This window comes from Pseudonocardia thermophila (genome assembly GCF_900142365.1).
In the GTDB taxonomy this organism is placed as follows: domain Bacteria; phylum Actinomycetota; class Actinomycetes; order Mycobacteriales; family Pseudonocardiaceae; genus Pseudonocardia; species Pseudonocardia thermophila.
Genome location: NZ_FRAP01000013.1, coordinates 145,355 through 163,921 on the forward strand (window position 1 = coordinate 145,355; position 18,567 = coordinate 163,921).

Here is an 18,567-nt window from a genome sequence, read left to right on the forward strand (position 1 = left end):
GAGACCTGGCTCGGATCCCTTCTCCCACGGATCCCGCCAAGGAGTTCTACCCCATGTCCGTCATCGACGAACGCCCTCGGACCACGTGGACGCCGCGCATGCACCGGCGCCACGAGATCGTCATCACCGACGGGATGGAGGGCGTGCTGCGCGTCGGGGCCGCGCTCGCGGACTGCGGTTTCCCGGTCCGCGACTTCGCGGCCGAGGTGCGCGAGGGTGTCCCCTACAGCTCCATCACCTGCACGGTGTCGCTGACCGGCAGCGAGTGCGAGACGTTCTCGCAGCGGCTGTCGGCCATGCCGAACGTCATCGCCGTCACCCCCTGCTGAGGGCGGAGTCGGCCGCCCGGGCCGCGGCGAGCATCTCGTCGAGCTCGGCGACCTTGACCCGCTGAGTGCCGCGCAGGCCGCCGCGGCGCACCTCCTCGGCGTCCAGCCGCAGCCACGACGTCCAGTCGACCGGTTCCGCGCCGTGCTGGGCGAGCACCGCCTCCACGTCGGCCTCGGGGACCGGCAGGGAGTCGAGGTCCTCCAGCACGGCGGCGACCGTCTCGTGGGCGCAGCTCTTGTTGGTGCCGATGACCCCGGTCGGGCCGCGCTTGATCCAGCCGGTCACGTAGGCCCCGGGGACGGGCGTGTCGCCGTCGAGGACCCGGCCGGCGGCGTTCGGGACGGTGCCGGTGGCGGCGTCGAACGGCAGGCCGGGGACGGGTTCGGCGGCGTAGCCGATGGCCCGCACGACCAGCCCCACGTCGAGGACCTCCTCCTCGCCCGTGCCGCGCACCCGGTCGCCGTCGACGACGTTGCGCTCGACGACCAGCGCCGACACCCGCCCGTCGGTGCCGACCAGGCGCACTGGGGAGCGCAGGAAGTGCAGGTGGATGCAGCGCGGCCGGTCCTTCGACTCCCGCGCCGCCCACTCGGTGAGCATCGCCAGGTTCTGCTGCTGGCGGCGCTCCTCCGGCTCCGGCACCCCCGCGGCGAGCAGCCCGTCGTCGTGCACGACGACGTCGGCGTTGGCCAGCTCGCCGATCTGGCGCAGCTCGGCGGGGGTGAACTTCACGTGCTGCGGGCCGCGGCGGATCACGATGTGGATGTCGCGGATCTTGCTGGCGCGCAGCGCGTCGAGCACCGGATCGGGGATGTCGGTGTCGGCCATCTCGTCGGCCGACTTCGCCAGCACCCTCGCCACGTCGAGCGCGACGTTGCCGGCCCCGACGACGGCCATCCCCGGGTGGTCCAGCGGCGGGTCGAGCTTGGTGAAGTCGGGGTGGCCGGAGTACCAGCTCACGAACGCCCCGGAGCCGATCGAGCCCTCCAGGTCCTCCCCCGGCACACCGAGGGACCGGTCGACGGAGGTGCCGGTGGCGTGCACGATCGCGGAGTAGCAGGTGCGCAGCGCCTCCAGCGGCACGCCGCCCTCCCCCACGCGGACGTTGCCCAGGAAGCGGACGGTGGCCGGATCGAACGGCTTGGCCAGTACCCGGATGACCGACTTCATCTTCACGTGATCGGGCGCCACGCCGTACCGCACCAGCCCGTACGGGGCGGGCAGCCGGTCGATCACGTCGACGTCGACGGGCCGGCCGGACGCCGCCAGCGCGGCGGCGGCGTAGAGCCCGGACGGTCCGGCGCCGACCACCGCGATGCGACGGCGCGGTGCGGGATCGGAGTGGGGTGCTGACGTCATCTGGGGACTCCTGCGGGTGATGATCTCGATCCTGCCGGGGTGCGGCCGTCGCCGCGAGGCATGCGTTCCGCCCAGGGCTACCCGGGCTGCTGCGGGGGCTCCGGGTACGGGCGGAACCGCGGTGCCCGTTCCTCGACGTACGCGGTGAACCCTTCGCGCAGGTCGGGGCCGCCGATGAAGGTGGTGACCCGCTCCCACGCCCGGTCGAGCGCGGCCTCGTAGCTGGAGTGACCGGCCTCGTGGACCTGCTCGATGATCGCCGCCACCGCGTGCGGAGCGCAGTTGACGGCGATGTCGCGGGCGTAGGCCTGCGCGGCGGTCACGACGTCCGCGCCCGGCACGACCCGGCTGACCAGCCCGAGCCGCTGCGCCTCCGCGGCGTCGATCGTCCGCCCCGACAGCATCAGGTCCAACGCGTTCTCGTGCCCGATCATTCGCGGCAACAGCCACGCGATGCCGTACTCGGCGGGCAGGCCGCGGCGGGCGAACGAGGTCGCGAACTTCGCGCCCTCCGCGGCGAAGCGGACGTGGCAGAACAGGGCGAGCACCAGCCCGATCCCGGCGCACGCCCCGTTGATCGCCGCGATCATCGGCTTGGGGAACGTGCGCAGGTGCTCAGTCGGGTTGCGCGGCAGCGTGGCGCCCGGCGCGGCCAGCCGGGCCAGCCGCGCCAGGTCCGCACCCGGGCAGAACGTCGATCCGGCGCCGGTCACGACGACCGCCCGCACCTGCGGATCCCCGGCGGCCGCGACGACGTGCTCGGAGTAGGCGGTGTGCAGGTCGGCGTCCCAGCCGTTGCGCCGCTCCGGCCGGTTGAACGTCAGGGTGAGCACACCGTCGGCGTCCAGGTCGGCCAGGACCGCGTCGCTCATGGCTGCTCCTCGGGATCGGCGAACCGAGGTGCGCGCCGGGCGAGGCTCGCCGCGGCGGCCTCCCGCTGGTTGGGGCTGCCCGCGAGCCGGGCGAAAGCGGCCCGTTCGGCGGCCAGCCCGGCCGCGTAGTCGGTGATCGCGAGCAGCTCCTTCGCGGCGCGGACGGCGTCCGGGCTGCGGGCGGCGATCTCGGCGGCCAGCTCGTGCGCCGCCGCCAGCGGATCATCGGCGATGCGGGTGACGAGCCCGATCCGGTGGGCCTCGGCCGCGTCGACGCGGCGGCCGGTGAAGATCAGCTCGGCGGCGACGTCCGGCCCGACCAGCCGCGGCAGCAGCTGCGTGCCGACCATGTCGGGCACGAGCCCCCAGCGCACCTCCAGCACGGCGAAGACGGCGCCGGGGGCGGCGATGCGGATGTCGGCGCCGAGGGCGAGCTGCAGGCCGCCGCCCAGCGCGTGCCCCCGCACCGCGGCGATCACCGGCACCGGGAGATCGCGGAAGGCGAGCACGGCGCGCTGGCCGCGGGACGGCGCGCCCGGATCCGCGGGCTCCCGGCCTGCGGGCCGCCACTCGCGGCCCTGCGCCATCGCACCGAACGCCGACGTGTCCAGGCCGGCGCAGAACGAGCGCCCCTCCCCCGACAGCACGACCGCACGCAGGCCTCGCTCGGCCCGCAGCGCCTCCCCGGTCTCGGCGAGCGCGGCGAACATCTCGGAGTCGAGGGCGTTGAGCTTCGCGGGCCGGTTCAGACGCACGTCGGCGACGCCACCGTCGACGGTGCACAGCACGCGATCACCCATCACCCAGACCCTAGCCCGTCCAGGGCCGGCGGAACGAGATTCGGGTCACACTCCGTTCGGGCATGACGGGACGGATCGCGGCAACCCCATGCCCATGACCGCCACGATCGCTACCCCGACCGAGACGACCGACCGGCAGCTGCGGATCTCCGCGCTGGTCGCGCAGCTGCGCGCGCTGGACCACCTGACCCGCACCGAGGCCCGCATCGCCCGCCTGCGCACCGCCCAGGCCCGCACCTCGACGGTGCGCCGCGAGCTGGAGCAGAACGCCGCGGCCGCCGATCGGCGCGCCGCCGAGCTCGCCGACGCACTGCGCTCGCTCGATGCGGTCCCCGACGTCGTCGCGCCGCTGGTGGGCCGAGTGCTCGCCCTCGCCAAGGCCGTCGCCGAGCAGGCGCAGCCGGTCGACGAGGCCGTGCTGGCCGATCTGGTGCTGGAGCAGCAGCTGCTCGACCGCGCCCGCTACACCCGTGGGCTGGCCGGGCACCTCGGGCTGCCCGCCGTCGTCGCGCTGGCCGAGAAGCTGACCGACGCGCACTCCGAGACCGTCGAGTGGCTGCACGCCGTGCTCGCGCAAGAGGCCGCGGGCGGCCCGCGGGCGCTGGAGCCGACGCCGGTGCAGCGCATCACGGGCGGGGCGACCCGGCTGGCCGGACTGCCCGCTCGGGTCGCCGTCGAGCGCGTGAACCGGACCGTCGACGCGCTCGGCCGCCGGGGCCGCGCCGCGCGGACACAGGTGGAGGGCGCGCTGCAGGGCACGGTCGAGAGCCTGCGCAGCCTCGTCGCCGGCGCGCAGGAGGTGGGCGGTGCCGGCCGGGACGCCGCCCTGGCCCGCGCCGAGGAGGTGGCCGAGCGCGAGCAGGCACCCGCCGTGGCCGACGCCGCGCACACCGCGCGGGCCCGCATCGGCGCGCTGTCCGCCGGCGAGCTGCCGATCACCCGCTACGAGGAGCGCACCGCCGCCGACTGCGTCGCCGCGATCCGCCGCCTCGACGACGCAGACGACGTGCGCGCGATCGTCGCGTTCGAGGAGAAGCACAAGAACCGCGCCGGCGTGCTGAGCGCGGCCGGGGCCCAGCTCGCAGCACTGACCTGATACCGACCCCCGGCCTGATCAGGAGGCGGCGAGCCGGAACGTCCGGCGGAAATCGCCCGGCGACACACCGACGACGTTGCGGAAGTGGTGGCGCAGGAGCGCGCCGCTGCCGAACCCGCACCGCGCCGCGACCGCGTCGATGCTCAGGTCGGTCGCCTCCAGCAGCCGCTGGGCGAGCAGCACCCGCTGGGTGGTGAGCCACCGGTGCGGCGTCGTGCCGGTCTCGGCGACGAACCGACGGGCGAACGTCCGCTCGCTCATCGCGGCGCGGCGGGCCAGCTCGGCGACCGTGTGGTCCTCGGCGATGTGGTCGAGCATCCACTCCATCACCGGGGCGAGCCCGTCGGACCGACCGGTCGGCACCGGCATCGTGATGAACTGCCGCTGCCCGCCCTCGCGCTGCGGCGCCACCACCATCCGGCGGGCGATGGTGTTCGCGACGGCGCTGCCCAGCTCGCGGCGCACCAGGTGCAGGCAGGCGTCGATGCCCGCCGCGGTGCCGGCGCTGGTGATGATGTCGCCGTCGTCGACGTAGAGCACGTCGGGATCGACGCGGACCCGCGGGTAGGTCCGCCGCATCTCCTCGGCGTGCATCCAGTGGACGGTGCACGGGCGGTCGTCCAGCAGCCCGGCCGCGGCCAGCAGGAACGCGCCCGAGCAGACCGCCAGCAGCGTCGCGCCGGCCGCGTGCGCCCGTCGCAGCGCTGCTAGGGCCTCCTCGGGGAACTCGCGTCCCGGGGTGGCCGCGACCGCCACGAGGTCGGCGCCCTCCAGGCCGTCCAGGCCGTACGCGGGCACGATCTGCAGTCCTCCGGTCCGGGTCGGCAGCGGCTCGCCGGCGACCGGCCCGCAGGTGCGGAAGTCGATCGGCGGGACCCCGTCCTCGGTCCGGTCGATGCCGAAGACCTCGCAGATGGTGGCCGCCTCGAACGGCGCCACTGGACCGACCATCAGCATCGCGACCGAGCGCAGCATGAGCGCAGCCTAGTTGGCGGTTTCTTGCCTGTCATGGGCATCGGTGCCACTCGTGGCAGGATCTGATTTGGCGAAGACTTCCTGCCATGACGACCCTGCTGATGATCCTCACCCTGCTGACCGCCGTCGCCGTCGCAGCCGAACTCGTCCGCCGTGCGCCGACCGTCAGCTGGATCCCGCACGAGGACCGGGAACGCCAGCTCGCCGAGCTGCGCGCACTCCGCGACTACCGCGAGGACCCGCCGGTGTGAATCAGCGGTGTGGAGAGCGGGTGCGGATCAGCCGGCGCGGTGGAACTCCGTGAGCCGCTCGGCCTCCGCGGCCACCTCGACCACCGCGGACGCGGGCAGCGGCGCGAACGGCTCCCACCCCACCGCGGCGCGCTCCTCGTCGAACCGCCACGTGCCCGCCACCTGCCCGTCGACGAGGAACGTCGGCACCGACCGCGGCATCGTCGTGGAGAACACCTTGCCGCGGTGCTGTTCGGGCAGCACCTGCGCGCGCCGGGCATGGGCGAGCAGGATCGCCTCCCACTGCCCGATGAACCGCACCGGCGCGGGCATCTCGGGATCCGGCAGCGGCGCATCCGGCACATCGAGCAGCTCGCCGCCGGACTCGTCGCGGAACCGGCGCAGCTCCATCCCGGCGAGCACGGCCCGAGCCTCGGTGACCGTCCACCCGCAGAACGACGCCACGTCCTTCGTCGAGGCCGGGCCGAACCCGCGCAGGTAGCGCCGCACCAGGTGGGCACGGGCCGCGGCGACGTCCGGCTCAGGATCCGGGTCGGGCGCGAGCCCGTAGAGGTGCGCCCGCGGCTGCTCCCACGTGCCGGCCGGGGGCACGCGCACCAGCTCGACCCACAGCTGCACACCCGGCCAGACCGCCTTCCCGAACCCGTCCTCGGCCAGCCGGCGCTGGATCTCCGCCTGTTTCAGCGGCCCGGCGGCCAGGTAGCCGCGGACGGCGCCGGCCGCAGCGACGAGGTCGTCCTCGGTGACCTCCTGCCGGCCGATCACCGTGCGGCGCCACCACGCCCGCCGGGCCTCGCGCACCGCCGCGCACAGCACCGGATGATCGGCGGCCGAGGTCATGTGGATCGTGCAGCGCATCGCCCAGCTCTGCACGACGGCACCGGCGTGCAGCGCTTCGGTGAGATCGGCCCGGCGGAACCCGGCCAGCCGTGACCAGAGCGCGATGTAGCCGGACGGGGCGTACTGGGTCTGCAACCCGGCCACGGCCTCGACGGCCTGCGGCACCGGTAGGGACGACCGGTCGAGCAGCAGCTGGCGGGCCAGCACGGCCCGGTTCAGCGCCCGGGCGGTGAGGAGGTCGTCGGCCACCTCCGAAAGTCTGCCCGGCCATGACATTCGTCAGGTCGAGACCCTGACGACGATGACTGCCGCGCGCGCCGCCCGCAGGCCACGCTGATGGGCGTGACGAGGGATGGCGAACCGGCGCTGCGGGCGACCGGGATCGAGCACGCGTACGGGGACGTACCGGCGCTGCGCGGGGTGGACCTCGAGGTGGCGCCCGGGGAGTGCGTCGCCCTGCTGGGCCCCAACGGCGCCGGTAAGACCACCCTGATCGGGCTGGCCACCGGCCTGCTCGCCGTGCAGACCGGCCGGGTCGCGGTGAAGGGCCGGGATCCGCGGCGGGCCGCGACCCGCCGGCTGCTCGGGGTGGTGCAGCAGCAGCTGGGCTTCCCGCGGACGCTGACCGTGGCCGAGCTGGTCCGGGGCGCCGCGGTGCGGGCGGGCCGGCCGGCGACGGCGGCGCTCGGGGCGCTGGCCGAGGTCGGCATCACCGAGCTCGCCGACCGGCGGTCCGCCAAGCTCTCCGGCGGCCAGCAGCAGCGGGTCGCGTTGGCGATGGCGCTGGTCGGCGACCCGCAGCTGCTGCTGCTCGACGAGCCGACGGTCGGGCTGGATGTGACGGCGCGGCGGGAGTTCTGGCAGACCGTGGCCGCCCGCCGCGACGCCGGCGCGGGCGTGCTGCTCACCACGCACGTCGTGGAGGAGGCGGCGGCGGTGGCCGATCAGGTCGTGGTGCTGCACGAGGGCCGGGTGATCGCCGCCGGCAGCCCGGCGGAGCTGATCGCGCTGCTGCCCGACCGCACCGTCACCGCCCGCACGACGCTCCCCGCGTGCGCCGTGGCCGACCTGCCGGCGGCGCTGTCGGTGAGCAACGACGGCGAGCTGCTGCGGGTCTCGTCGACAGCGCCCGAGGAGCTGCTGCGGGCCTGGCTCGCCGCCGACCCGTGGCTCTCCGATCTGCGCGTGGAGGGAGCGGGGCTGGAGCAGGCGCTGGTGGTGCTGACCGAGCGGGCGGGGGTGTTCGCATGACCGCGCCGGGTGCCGGTGCCGTACTCGGCGTCGAGGTCGCCGAGGGGCTGCGCGGGGTGATCCGCGAGCCGGCGGCGCTGTTCTTCTCGGTCGTCGTGCCGGTGCTGTTCTTCACGATGTTCACCGCGCTGTTCGGGAGCATGCCCTCACCGAACGGGCTGCCGGTCGCCGCGTCGATGCTCGCCACGTTCGGCGCGTTCGGCGTGGTGTCGGTGATGCAGCTCAACCCGGGGATCTCGGTCGCGTCCGACCGCGAGAGCGGCTGGCTGCGGATGAAGAAGGTGTCCGCGGCGCCGGTGTGGATCACGATCGCGGGCAAGGTGCTCGCCGCGCTGCCGTACGCGCTGGCGGTGCTGGCCGCGCTCACCGCGGTGGCGCTCGCCGTGGTCGGGCCGGTGATCGGCGTGGGCCCGTGGCTTCGGCTGGTCGTGGTGCTGCTGCTCGGGTCGCTGCCGTTCGCCTGCCTCGGCCTCGCCGTCGGGTTCTTGGCCTCGGCGAACGCGACGACGGCGATCCTCAACGCGATCCTGTTCCCGATGGTGATCGCCTCAGGGCTGTGGATCCCGCTGGAGGCCATGCCCGCCTGGGTGGGCGGCATCGCGCCGTTCCTGCCGACCTACCACCTCGCCCAGCTGGCGCTGGCGCAGCTGACCGGGGCTCCCGCGGCGGCGCACGTGCTCGTGCTGCTCGCGGCGACGGTCGTCACCGGCGGTCTAGCCGGATGGGCCTACCGTAACCTGCGGGTATGACGGGCACGGCGACCCGGCGGCGCTGGTCGGACTTCCCGACCGGTGAGCTGTGGCCGCTGGCCTATCTGGGGTTCCTGTGCTTCCAGCCGCTGTTCGCGCCCACTCCGTGGGGCTGGCCGCTGGCTGCCGGGACAGCGGTGGCCGCGGCCGTGCTGTGGATCGAGGTGGAGTGGTGGGACGGGCCGCTGCGCCGGTGGGGCCACGTCGCGTTCACCGTGCTGGCCGCGGCCACGGTCCTGCTCAACAACTCCGCCTCGGTCCTGTTCGTCTACGCCGCCGCGTGCGCCGGCCGCTACCTGCCGAAGGCGACGGCGCTGCGCTGGTTCACAGCGCTCACCGTCGTCAACGCCGTAGCGGCGGTGCTCGCGGCCGTCAGCCACCCGTACGCGGCGCTGTCGTTCGTCCCGTCGGCGATCTTCATCTGGGTGATCGGCATGCTGTGCGTGCGCGGTGCCGAGGACGCGCGGACCTATGCGCAACTGCGGCTGCAGAACGCCCGGGTCGAGCACCTCACTCGGGTCGCCGAGCGCGAGCGCATCGCCCGCGACCTGCACGACCTGCTCGGCCAGACGCTCACCGGCATCGTCGTGCGCTCGCAGCTCGCCCAGCGGCTGGCCACGCTCGACACGGAGCGCAGCGTCGAGGAGATGCGCGAGATCGAACGGATCGCCCGCGACGCGCTGGCCGAGGTGCGGGCCACCGTCGCGGGCTGGCGGCACGTCGACCTCGACGACGAGCTGGCTGCAGCGACCGGGGCGCTCGCCGCCGTCGACGTCGAGCTGCACGTCGAGCGGGACCCCGGGATCACCCTCACGCCGTCGGTCGCGTCCGCGCTGGGTCTGGCGCTGCGCGAGGCCGTCACCAACGTGGTGCGGCACGCCGGGGCGAAGCACTGCACGGTGGCGCTGCGGCGCGACGGCGACCGCGTGGTCCTGGAGGTCCGCGACGACGGGATCGGCGGGTCCGCACCGGAGGGGCACGGGTTGACCGGAATGCGCGAGCGGATCGCCGCGATCGGCGGCGAGGTGTCCCGGCGGACGGGGAACGGCACGGCGCTGACCGTTGCGGTGCCTGCGGCGGTGGCGACGTGAGCGACGTGATCAGGGTCGTGCTGGCCGAGGACCAGGGCATGGTGCGCGGTGCGTTCGCCCAGCTGCTCGACCTCGAGCCGGACATCAGCGTCGTCGCCACCGCGGCCGACGGGGACGCCGCGCTGCGCGCCGTCCGCGAGCACCGCCCGGACGTGCTGCTCACCGACATCGAGATGCCCGGCGCGTCCGGCCTGGACCTGGCCGCGCGGCTCGCTGACGAACCGGACGCGCCCCGCGTCGTGGTGGTGACGACGTTCGCGCGCTCCGGCTACCTGCGCCGCGCGCTCGACCACGGGGTGGCCGGCTACGTGCTCAAGGACGCGCCGATCGACCGGCTCGCCGACGCGGTGCGGCGGGTGCACGCCGGTGGCCGGGTGATCGATCCCGAGCTGGCTGTGGCGGCGTGGGAGGGCACGGACCCGATGACCGACCGCGAGCGGGAGGTGCTGCGGCTGGCCGCGGAAGGGCTGCCCAACGCGGAGATCGCCGCCCGGCTGCACCTGGCCGAGGGCACGGTGCGCAACTACCTCTCGACGGTGATCGCCAAGCTCGGGGTGCGCAACCGGGTGGAGGCCGCGCGCCTGGCCACCGAGCGGGGGTGGCTGTAGCGCGGACGGCTCCGGGTCAGGCGCCGGCGAGCAGCGCGGCGTAGCGCTCGATGTCGACGTTGCCGCCGCTCACGACCACGCCGATGCGGCGGCCGGGGAGCCGCCCGGCGAGCGCGCGGACCGCGGCCATGCCGAGGCAACCGGTCGGCTCCACGACGGTCTTGTAGGTGGCGGCGAAGATCCGCATGACCTCGACCAGTTCGGCATCGCTCGCGGTCAGCACGTCGGCGACCTCGCGCTGCAGGATCGGGAAGCCGGTGGCCCCGAGGTGCTGGGTCTGAGCACCGTCGGCGATGGTGACGGGGGTGTCGATGTGCACGATCTCGCCCTTGGCCAACGACTGCCGCCCGTCGTCGCCCGCCTCGGGCTCGACGCCGAAGATCCGCACCTGCGGGCTGAGCGCGCGGGCGGCCAGGCACGAGCCGGCGAGCAGGCCGCCCCCGCCGAGCGGCACGAACAGCGCGTCGATCGGGCCGGCGTCCTCGATCAGCTCCATGACGGCGGTGCCCTGCCCGGCGACGACGTCGGGATGGTCGTAGGGCGGGATCAGGGTGAGGCCGCGCTCGGCGGCCAGTTGGGCGCCGAGCCGTTCGCGGTCCTCTGTGTAGCGGTCGTAGGTGACGACCTGCGCGCCGTAGCCCTTGGTCGCGGCGACCTTCACCGCGGGAGCGTCGTGCGGCATGACGATCGTCGCGGGGATGCCGAGGATGCGGGCGGCCAGCGCGACGGCCTGGGCGTGGTTGCCGGATGAGTAGGCGACCACACCTGCGCGGCGCTGGTCGGCGTCGAGCTTGGCGAGCGCGTTGAAGGCGCCGCGGAACTTGAACGCCCCCATCCGCTGCAGGTTCTCCGCCTTGACCAGCACTTCGGCCCCCACCTCGGCGTCGAAGCGGCGGGAGGTGAGCACCGGGGTGCGGTGGGCGTGGCCGCGGAGGCGGTCCGCGGCAGCCTGGACGTCGGCGAAGGTGGGGATCACCCGTCCAGTGTGCTGTAGCCGCGTTCGGTGTACGGGAAGCCGTCCAGCTCGGTGGTGCGGTCGCGCTGCTGGTAGTAGCTGCGGATCTCGGTGATGCGGCCGTCGGGGGCGAAGGTGAACCACTCGGCGCCGCGGGTGGCGATGCGCTCGCCGGTGCCGCCGGGCCGCCAGAACATCGTCCACTCGATGACGGCCTCGTCCGGGCCTTCCAGGCAGTGGTCGACGACCCAGCGAGCGTCGATCAGCCCGGCTACCTTGCGCCAGTAGCGGGCCAGGTGCTCGCCGCCGCGGACAGGGGCGGTGCCGGTGTTGGGCGCGAGGAAGTAGTGCACGACGTCGGGGTGCAGGGTGCTCAGCATGAGGTCGACGTCGGCGGTCGAGCAGCCGCGGTAGTACCGCTCGATGGTGTCGCGGTGGCTCACGGGCGTTCCTTCAGCAGCCGGTCGACCAGCTCGCCCGCGTGCCCGGGATCGAACTCGCCCGCGGTGAGCGCCAGGTTGGCGGCCATCCGGTCGGTGTCGACCTTCAGCCCGGAGAGGCTCGTTCGCAGCCGGGAGGCGGCTCCCCCTGCCGCGCAGAGCAGGTCGGTGAGCGCCTGCCACTCGGCGTGCCACGCCCCGGCGGCCCGCTGGTGCTCGTGCTCCCCACCGATGATCACGGCGGCGAGCCCGGGGGCCCGGCGCGCGGCGGCCCGCGCGGTGATCGCGGCGATGGGGTTGCGCTTGTGCGGCATCGACGACGAGTCCCCCGGCGCCGCCTCCTGCACCTCCCCCACCTCGGTGGCCGCGAGCAGCACGACGTCGGTGGCGGGCGTGGCACACGCGGAGGCCGCCACGGCCAGCGCGGACGCGAGCGCCCCGAGCCGGGTGCGCTCGGTGTGCCACGGCGCAGCGTCGGCGAGCCCCAGCCGGGCCGCGAGCGACGCCGCGACGGCCGGGCCGTGCGGGTGCAGCGCGGCCAGCGTGCCGGCGGCGCCGCCCAGCTGCACGGACCGGTGGGCCAGCTCGACCGCCAGCGCCGTGCGGGCCCGGTCCAGCCCTGCGCACCATCCGGCGGCCACCAGTCCGAACGTCGTGGGAACGGCCTGCTGGCCGAGGGTGCGGGCGATCATCGGGGTGTCCCGGTGCTCCGCCGCCAGCCGCGCGGCGGCGTCGGCGGCCCCGCGCAGATCGTCCAGGACCACCTCGCCGGCCCAGCCGACCAGCAGCATCGCGGCGGTGTCCATGATGTCCTGGCTGGTGGCGCCGGGGTGCACCGCGCGCCCGGCCGGCCCGGCGGCGGCCCGCAGCGTGCGCACCAGCGGGATCACCGGGTTGCCACCCTCGACGGCCAGCTTCCCCAGCTCGGCGGGATCGATCCGCAGCTGCGCCGCGGCCTTCTGCACGGCGTCGGCGTCCGCCTGCGCCACGATCCCGTGCTCCGCCGCGGCCTGCGTGAGCGCGACCTCGACGGCGATCAGCGCGGCCACCCACGACGCCGCGTCGAGGCGTTCGGCCACCCGGTCGGCGCCGAGCAGCGGGTCGAACAGGGGGCCGGTCATCGCGAACGCTCCTCTCGCTGATCTCCGACGCGCGGCGGCCGCACCCGCGCCAGCACCGCGCGGTGATCGCTGCCGGGGACGTCCAGCACCGCGCAGCGCGAAACCGCACTCCCGGCGGGCACCAGCACATGATCGATCTGGATGCCGAGCAGCGCGGGCCACCCGGACCGCAGCGGCGTCGGGAACGTCGCGGTCAATCCGTGCCCGCTCTCCGCCGCCGCCGACACCACCGGCCCCAGCACCGCCCGCAGCGCCGCGTGGTCGAGCGTGGCGTTCAGGTCCCCCGCGATGATCGGCGCGACCGGTTCGTGGCTCCACCGCGCCAAGTGCGCCAGATCCTCGCGCCACTGCCGCGCCAGTGCGGGCGTCGTCGGCGCAGCGGTGTGCGCCACCACGAGCGACCGCGGCCCGAGGACCTCGGCCCGCACCCGCAGATGCCGAGACCGCAGCTCGGGCCCACCGGTCACCTGCACACGGCCGGCCCGCGGCCCCGCCAGCACCGCGACCCCCTCCCCGTCGGGCGCGCTCGGCGGCGCCGACGTCCACCCGCGGTACCCGAGCAGCGACAGGTGCGGCCCCATGCGGTCGAGGAACGGCTGTCCGGCCTCCGACAACGCCACGAGGTCGGGTCGCTCCCGCTGCAGCAGCGCCGCGAACGCCGCCGGCTCGACCCGCCCGTGCCACACGTTGACCGCCAGCACCGTCACGTCCGCGGGCTCCTCCGGCGCCCACACCGGCGCTGCGGCCCGCCGCACCAACGACGGCACGGCAGCCGCGGCCAGCCCACCGAGCACCGCCGCCGACCGCGGCCGCCGCCGGGCGAGCCCGACCGCCGCCACCGCGGTCGCCACCGTCAGGTACGGCCGCAGCGCGACCAGCCCGATCATCGGCACCCGGTCGGCCGGCCCGCCCCGCAGGCCGATCCGATCGCCGTGCAGCACAACGGCGGCCGCGACCGTCGCCGCAGGCACCAGGACTGTCCGCACGGCACCCGAGCCTACGGCGCACCGCCTGCCCGGAAGCCGCCACCCGAATCCCCGGGGCGCGGCGAGGCGCCCCAGACGACCCCGGCCACCCGCCGGGAGGGATCAGCTCGAGCCGCCGGGAAGGAGCTCCTGCAGACGTGATCCACCTCCACCACCCGCCTCGCGCACCGCACTGCGCCGCACCGCACCGGGCCGAGCACCACCGCAAGGTGGCCGCCTGCTCGCGCGCGTCGACGACGGCGGAGGAGGCGCGCAGCGCCCGAGGAACGAGGGCGCGAGCACCGCAGGAGCCGTCGTCGACACCCGAGGCGCGCGAGCCCGCGCTCGGCGACGGAGGAGCCGAGCGCAATCAACACAGCTCGCGCGCGTCGACGACGGCGGAGGAGGAGGAGGAGGAGGAGACGCGCAGCGCCGAAGGAACGAGGGCGCGAGCACCTCGACGACTCACCAGGCCGCGAGCACCGATCCCGTGCGGAGCCGTCGTCGACGCGGGGGACGCGCGAGCCGCGAGCCGGCGACGAAGGAACCGGGCGCAGATCAACGCGACGGAGCCGGGCGCAAGTCAGCGCTGTGGCTTCCCGCCGTCTCCCGGCGGAGAGCCGCATTCCTCCAAGATCACCTCGGGCAAGATCACCTCGGTTCCGCAGCCCGCTCAGCCGCCGACGAGCGCCGCTCGAGAGGCCCGGTGACCAGGGGCCGAGCCCTGGCGGTAGGGCCCCGGCGAGGCCCTACCGTCCAACCGTGCCCGAGATCCCCATCCCCTTCACCATCCGGCCCCTGACCACGGACGACCTGCCGTCCTGCACCTGGTCCGGCACCCCCACCCACCTGCGCTACGTCCGAGCCGAACTGGCCCGGGCAGACCGAGGAGAGATCGACTACCTGGCCCTCTGCCCGCCGTCCGACCTCCCGGTGGGCCTCGCCTACATCGACTGGACCGACGACGAAGACGTCGGGACGATCGCCCAGCTGACGATCCACCCGGCCCTGCGCGGCTGCGGACTGGGCACCTTCCTCGTCCGAGCAGCCGAGGAGAGGATCAGGGCACGCAGGAGGAACCGCGCAGAGCTCGCCGTGGAGACGACGAACAGGAGAGCACGAGCTCTCTACGACCGCCTGGGCTACCGGGCGTACGGCGAGACGCGGGCCGCGTGGGACACCGAAACCCCGGACGGCAGGGTGGTCCGCCACGAAGCAACGATGACGCTGATGCGGAAGAGCCTCAGACTTCCGGCCCGATGAGCACCGGCAGCTTCGTCAACCCCCGAACCAGGTTCGAGTGCCGGTGCACCAACTCGTCCGCCGGCACCGCGAGCTCGGTCCCCGGCCGCCGAGCCAGGAACCGCCCGATCGCCTCCTGTCCCTCGATCCGCGCCAGCTGCGCCCCGAGGCAGTGGTGCACGCCGTGGCCGAACGCGACGTGCCGGGAGGCGTCCCGATCGACCTGCAGCTCATCGGCATCGGAGAACCGCGAGGGGTCCCGGTTGGCCGCGGCGAGGGACAGCAGCACCTGCGACCCCGCGGGGATCGTCACACCGCTGTACTCGACGTCCTCGGTGGTGAACCGGGCGGGCGTGGTGTGCACCGGGGAGTCGAAGCGGAGGAACTCGTCGACGGCGCTCGTGATCAGCTCGGGCTGATCGAGCAGCAGCTTGCGCTGCTCGGGGTGGGTGAACAGGGCGAGCAGACCGTTGCCGATGAGGTTGACGGTGGTCTCGTGCCCGGCGATGAGCAGCATCATCGCCATGGCGTTGAGCTCGTCCTCGGAGAGCCGGTCACCGTCGTCGGCGACCTCGATCAGGCCGCTGATCAGCCGGTCGTCGGGATTCTCCCGCTTGGCTGCGACGAGCTCGACGATGTAGCCGTTGAGCTTGCCCATCGCCTCCATCGCCTGCTGGTGGTCGGACGCGTCGACCATGGTGTTGGACCAGGCGGCGAAGTCCTCGCGGTCCTCGGCGGGCACCCCGAGCAGCTCGCAGATCACGAAGACGGGGAGCGGGAACGCGTACTCGGCGAGCAGGTCGACCTCGCCGGACTGCGGGAGTGCGTCGATCAGCTCGTCGGCGAGCCGGCGGATCTGCGGCCGCAGCTCCTCCATGCGGCGCAGCGTGAACGTGCGCGAGACGAGCTTGCGCAGCCGGGTGTGCTCCGGCGGGTCCATCAGGATCATCATCTTGACCGGCGGCCCGGGCGCGGTGGCGCGCTGCTCGGGCGGGAGGGTGTAGCGCCAGTCCTTGGACAGCCGTGGGTCGGCCAGTGCCGCGCGCGCGTCGTCGTAGCGCGTGAGCACCCACGCGGGGGTGCCGTGCAGCTCGATGCGGTGCACGGGATCGTCCGTGCGCAGTGCGCTGTAGGCGGGGTACGGGTCGTGCCAGAAGTCGCCCTCGTAGAGCGTGGCGGAAGCGGTCACCGGTCTCCTCGGATCGATGTAAGCAGTCGCTCACATGCAGATGTGAGCGCCAGCCTACATGCGGAACCGGGCCTCGGCCGGGGCGAAGAGCGCGACGTCCTGGGGCAGATCCGCGGCCGGCTGCCGCCCGGTCAGCACGGCGGCCGCGTACGCGGAGAGCGCGGGCGAGGTCTCGATGCCGGAGCCGCCCTGCCCGGCCACGAACGCGAACCCCGGCGCGTCCGGCCAGGAGCCCACGACCGGCCGCCGATCGGCCACGAACGACCGCAGCCCGGCCCAGCTGGTGCGCACCGAGCGCAGCCCCAGCCTCGTCGCCTCCTCCACCCGCTCCAGCGCGAGCGCGACGTCGAGCGGATCCGGCTTGGCGTCACCCGGCTCGGCCGGGCTCTCGTCGACCGGGGAGCACATGAGGTCGTCGCCGTCGGCCTTGAAGTAGAAGCGGTCGGCCGCCTCGATCACGAACGGCAGTCGCTCGGCGGGCCCGCGCAGCCGCGCCGGATCCGGCACCCGCACCACCGCGATCGTGCGCCGGTGCGGCACCAGACCCACCTCGGTCACCCCGGCCCGGCGGGCGACGACGTCCGCCCACGCCCCGGCCGCGTCCACGACGAGCGGGGTGTCCAGCACCGCTCCCCCGCCCAGGTGCACCCGCCAGCCCGAGCCGGTCCGCTCGATCCGCTCGGCGGGCGCGCTCACCCGCACCTCTCCCCCGCGCGCCCGCAGCCCGCGCAGGTAGCCCTGGTGGAGCGCATCGGTGTCGACGTCCGCGGCGTCGACCACCGCGGCCGCGCGCAGCCACCCGGGCGCGAGCGCCGGGCAGAGCCGCTCCGCTTCCGCGGGATCGATCCGCTCCGCAGCCCCGGGCCCGCCCTCCCGCTCAGCCAGGTACTCCGCGAGCCGGCGCTCGGCCTCGTCGTCGCCGGCGACGAACAGCACCTGCCGCGGCAGCAGCAGCGGCGGCGTGCCGAGCTCGTCGACCAGCCGCGCGAACCGCGGACCGCTCGCCGCGATCAGCGCGCGCACATCGGCAACCCCGTGCCCGGGCACCCACGTCGCGGCCGACCGCGCCGTCGAGTGCCGGCCCGCGACCGGCTCGGCCTCCACCAGCACCACCGCGCGATCGGCGGCCAGCTCGTAGGCCACCGATGCCCCGGCGATCCCACCCCCGATCACCACCGCGTCAGGCATCCCCATGCGGCCCGACGCTACCGCCGTAAATCGATGGCGCTCCTCCCGCGGTCGGGCCTACCTTCTGCTCATGCGCCTGTGACGAGCAGCTCCCGCGGCCACGCGGAGCCCGCGGCCCCGGACCGGTCCGGTCGCCGCCGTCCCTCGGTTCCCCGGCCGGCACCGCCGCCACCAGCTGCCGTCAGCCGCATCCCTCGTACCGGAGGCCGCCCATGGCTGCGCATCCTTCGCCGCACCCCTCCCGATCGCCCCGACTCCCGCTCGACCTCACCGCCGACGCCGACGCGCCCGCGCCCACCAACCGGGCAGCCCGGCGCGGCCGAGGCCGGTCCAGCGGATCCCCCGTGCCCGGTTCGGCTCGCTACCAGCCACCGGTGCACGCGCGGCCTCAGCAAGGCCGGCGGATCAACCCGGTGCGCCGCACCGGCTGATCCGCATCGGGCCGCCGGTCCCGCGTCCACGGGACCGGCGGCCCCGATCGACACCCCGCCCGTCTGGGAAGATTGCGGCGTGGGCACCCCCGCGGCGACCTGCCGGATCTTCTGGGCCGCACCGGTCGAGCCGACCTCGGCACCGCACCTCGTGCGACTGCTCGACGCCCACGAACGCGAACGCATGGCGCGGCTGCGGCGGCCCGCCGACCAGGCGCGCTACCTCGCCGCGCACGCGCTCACCCGCGTCGTCCTCGCCGACGTGCTCGGCGCACCCCCCGACCGGCTCACGTTCGACCGCACCTGCCGCTGCGGCCGCCAGCACGGCAAACCGGTGCTGCTGCAGCCGTTGGCGCCCGCGTTCTCGATGACCCACGCCGGCGACTTCGTCGGCGTCGCGGTGCACACCTCCCCCGTCGGCCTCGACGTGGAGGAGATCCGCCCGCTCTCCGATCTCACCGCGATGGCCGAGCACGCCCTCTCCGACACCGAGCTGGCGGCCGGCGCCGGCGCCACCCCCGAGGGCTTCTTCTCGGTGTGGACGCGCAAGGAGGCCGTGCTCAAGGCCACCGGCGACGGACTGTCCGTGCCGATGAAGTCGGTCACGCTCGGGCCCGGCCGAGTGAAGGAGTGGACCGGCGACGGTGACCCGGGTGAGCCGATGTGGGTGCACGAGTCCAGCCCGGCCCCCGGCTACGTCGCCGCCGTCGCCGGGTTCGGCACCGAACCCCCGGCCGTCGTGGAGCAGGACGGCAACGCCCTGCTGCGGTAGCACAGGGCAGACGCAACGAACGGCCCTTTCGTGCACCTGGAG

At 74.7% G+C, this 18,567-nt stretch carries 20 protein-coding genes; 9 read left to right on the forward strand and 11 right to left on the reverse strand.

What is annotated here, in order from left to right:
• Positions 1-53: 53 nt before the first annotated feature.
• The gene (locus tag BUE41_RS17645; RefSeq protein ID WP_073458219.1) at positions 54-329 is read left to right on the forward strand and encodes a hypothetical protein; all 276 of its coding nucleotides are present in this window, start codon (positions 54-56) and stop codon (positions 327-329) included.
• Here the strand turns inward: BUE41_RS17645 and BUE41_RS17650 are convergent.
• The 3 genes from BUE41_RS17650 to BUE41_RS17660 form a co-directional block, all read right to left on the reverse strand.
• Positions 316-1,689: an FAD-dependent oxidoreductase gene (locus tag BUE41_RS17650; RefSeq protein WP_073458220.1), complete on the reverse strand. Its 1,374-nt coding sequence runs from the start codon at positions 1,687-1,689 to the stop codon at positions 316-318. The two genes, BUE41_RS17645 and BUE41_RS17650, sit on opposite strands and share 14 nt — an antisense overlap.
• Before the next feature lie 77 nt (positions 1,690-1,766).
• Positions 1,767-2,561, reverse strand: a complete 795-nt coding sequence (locus BUE41_RS17655; RefSeq protein WP_073458221.1) for an enoyl-CoA hydratase-related protein — start codon at positions 2,559-2,561, stop codon at positions 1,767-1,769.
• Positions 2,558-3,361, reverse strand: a complete 804-nt coding sequence (locus BUE41_RS17660) for a crotonase/enoyl-CoA hydratase family protein (RefSeq protein ID WP_073458222.1) — start codon at positions 3,359-3,361, stop codon at positions 2,558-2,560. The genes BUE41_RS17655 and BUE41_RS17660 overlap by 4 nt, the downstream gene beginning before the upstream one ends.
• A 94-nt stretch (positions 3,362-3,455) precedes the next feature.
• Here BUE41_RS17660 and BUE41_RS17665 point away from each other — a divergent pair, with 94 nt between their 5' ends.
• Positions 3,456-4,457 (forward strand): DUF8129 domain-containing protein, encoded by a 1,002-nt coding sequence (locus tag BUE41_RS17665; protein WP_073458223.1) that lies wholly within the window; start codon positions 3,456-3,458, stop codon positions 4,455-4,457.
• Between the two features lie 18 nt (positions 4,458-4,475).
• Here BUE41_RS17665 and BUE41_RS17670 read toward each other — a convergent pair whose 3' ends face one another.
• The gene (locus tag BUE41_RS17670; protein WP_073458224.1) at positions 4,476-5,432 is read right to left on the reverse strand and encodes a GlxA family transcriptional regulator; all 957 of its coding nucleotides are present in this window, start codon (positions 5,430-5,432) and stop codon (positions 4,476-4,478) included.
• An 86-nt stretch (positions 5,433-5,518) separates the two neighbouring features.
• Between BUE41_RS17670 and BUE41_RS30845 the strand changes: the two genes are divergently transcribed.
• Entirely contained in the window at positions 5,519-5,683 is a 165-nt protein-coding gene (locus BUE41_RS30845; protein ID WP_159444929.1) for a hypothetical protein, read from the forward strand.
• 27 nt (positions 5,684-5,710) lie between these two features.
• Here the strand turns inward: BUE41_RS30845 and BUE41_RS17675 are convergent, their stop codons facing one another.
• Positions 5,711-6,772, reverse strand: a complete 1,062-nt coding sequence (locus BUE41_RS17675; protein ID WP_234997359.1) for a winged helix DNA-binding domain-containing protein — start codon at positions 6,770-6,772, stop codon at positions 5,711-5,713.
• Positions 6,773-6,859: 87 nt separating this feature from the next.
• On the opposite strand from BUE41_RS17675, the gene BUE41_RS17680 reads away from it, so the two are divergent.
• The 4 genes from BUE41_RS17680 to BUE41_RS17695 are packed head-to-tail and all read left to right on the forward strand — an operon-like array spanning position 6,860 to position 10,222.
• Positions 6,860-7,774 carry an ABC transporter ATP-binding protein gene (locus BUE41_RS17680; RefSeq protein ID WP_073458226.1) on the forward strand — a complete coding sequence of 305 codons (915 nt, stop codon included), beginning with the start codon at positions 6,860-6,862 and terminating at the stop codon, positions 7,772-7,774.
• Positions 7,771-8,523, forward strand: coding sequence for an ABC transporter permease (locus BUE41_RS17685; RefSeq protein WP_073458227.1), 753 nt, complete (start codon positions 7,771-7,773; stop codon positions 8,521-8,523). The genes BUE41_RS17680 and BUE41_RS17685 overlap by 4 nt, the downstream gene beginning before the upstream one ends.
• On the forward strand, positions 8,520-9,614 hold the full coding sequence (locus BUE41_RS17690) for a sensor histidine kinase (RefSeq protein ID WP_073458228.1): 1,095 nt from the start codon (positions 8,520-8,522) through the stop codon (positions 9,612-9,614). The genes BUE41_RS17685 and BUE41_RS17690 overlap by 4 nt, the downstream gene beginning before the upstream one ends.
• 5 nt (positions 9,615-9,619) lie before the next feature.
• Positions 9,620-10,222 (forward strand): response regulator transcription factor, encoded by a 603-nt coding sequence (locus tag BUE41_RS17695; protein WP_073458287.1) that lies wholly within the window; start codon positions 9,620-9,622, stop codon positions 10,220-10,222.
• 16 nt (positions 10,223-10,238) lie between these two features.
• Here the strand turns inward: BUE41_RS17695 and BUE41_RS17700 are convergent, their stop codons facing one another.
• Genes BUE41_RS17700 through BUE41_RS17715 form a run of 4 tightly spaced genes read right to left on the reverse strand, consistent with a single transcriptional unit; the run spans position 10,239 to position 13,724 of the window.
• On the reverse strand, positions 10,239-11,198 hold the full coding sequence (locus tag BUE41_RS17700; protein WP_073458229.1) for a threo-3-hydroxy-L-aspartate ammonia-lyase: 960 nt from the start codon (positions 11,196-11,198) through the stop codon (positions 10,239-10,241).
• The gene (locus BUE41_RS17705) at positions 11,195-11,620 is read right to left on the reverse strand and encodes a nuclear transport factor 2 family protein (protein WP_073458230.1); all 426 of its coding nucleotides are present in this window, start codon (positions 11,618-11,620) and stop codon (positions 11,195-11,197) included. Before BUE41_RS17705 ends, BUE41_RS17700 begins: the two co-directional genes overlap by 4 nt.
• Entirely contained in the window at positions 11,617-12,738 is a 1,122-nt protein-coding gene (locus BUE41_RS17710) for a lyase family protein (RefSeq protein ID WP_073458231.1), read from the reverse strand. Before BUE41_RS17710 ends, BUE41_RS17705 begins: the two co-directional genes overlap by 4 nt.
• Entirely contained in the window at positions 12,735-13,724 is a 990-nt protein-coding gene (locus tag BUE41_RS17715) for an endonuclease/exonuclease/phosphatase family protein (RefSeq protein ID WP_143172213.1), read from the reverse strand. The genes BUE41_RS17710 and BUE41_RS17715 overlap by 4 nt, the downstream gene beginning before the upstream one ends.
• A 741-nt stretch (positions 13,725-14,465) precedes the next feature.
• Here BUE41_RS17715 and BUE41_RS17720 point away from each other — a divergent pair.
• Positions 14,466-14,966 (forward strand): GNAT family N-acetyltransferase, encoded by a 501-nt coding sequence (locus tag BUE41_RS17720; protein WP_073458233.1) that lies wholly within the window; start codon positions 14,466-14,468, stop codon positions 14,964-14,966.
• Here BUE41_RS17720 and BUE41_RS17725 read toward each other — a convergent pair.
• Together BUE41_RS17725 and BUE41_RS17730 are read right to left on the reverse strand one after the other, a co-directional pair.
• Positions 14,947-16,134: a cytochrome P450 family protein gene (locus BUE41_RS17725; RefSeq protein WP_073458234.1), complete on the reverse strand. Its 1,188-nt coding sequence runs from the start codon at positions 16,132-16,134 to the stop codon at positions 14,947-14,949. The genes BUE41_RS17720 and BUE41_RS17725 overlap by 20 nt on opposite strands.
• 54 nt (positions 16,135-16,188) lie before the next feature.
• On the reverse strand, positions 16,189-17,328 hold the full coding sequence (locus BUE41_RS17730; RefSeq protein ID WP_073458235.1) for an NAD(P)/FAD-dependent oxidoreductase: 1,140 nt from the start codon (positions 17,326-17,328) through the stop codon (positions 16,189-16,191).
• A 504-nt stretch (positions 17,329-17,832) separates the two neighbouring features.
• Between BUE41_RS17730 and BUE41_RS17735 the strand changes: the two genes are divergently transcribed.
• Positions 17,833-18,525 (forward strand): 4'-phosphopantetheinyl transferase family protein, encoded by a 693-nt coding sequence (locus BUE41_RS17735; protein WP_073458236.1) that lies wholly within the window; start codon positions 17,833-17,835, stop codon positions 18,523-18,525.
• Positions 18,526-18,567: the final 42 nt, after the last annotated feature.